Genomic DNA, 234 nt, shown 5'->3' with positions numbered 1-234 from the left:
ACAACACCACGTTCTGCCTCTCTGGGTATTCATCCAAGTGCAACAATTCACCCTAGTGCAAATATAAGTAAAAGTGCTGCTATAGGCGCTAATGCTGTTATAGAGGCTGGTGCAGTTGTTGGTGATAACGCGCAAATTGGTCCGAACAGTTTTATCGGAGAACGTGTTAAAATAGGTGCTGGGACAAAGCTTTGGCCTAGTGTGACTATTTACCATGACGTTGAAATTGGATCG

The 234-nt window shown here is 44.0% G+C and carries 1 pseudogene; it reads left to right on the top strand.

Annotated elements, in window-relative coordinates:
* Window positions 1-234, top strand: a pseudogene (locus SB756_RS35625) (UDP-3-O-(3-hydroxymyristoyl)glucosamine N-acyltransferase); the annotation flags it as partial.

It is taken from the genome of Pseudomonas sp. SIMBA_068, from assembly GCF_046534705.1.
Lineage (GTDB): Bacteria > Pseudomonadota > Gammaproteobacteria > Pseudomonadales > Pseudomonadaceae > Aquipseudomonas > Aquipseudomonas putida.
Note: the sequence above shows the minus strand (reverse complement) of the source record. Positions and strands in the feature narration are given on the sequence as shown.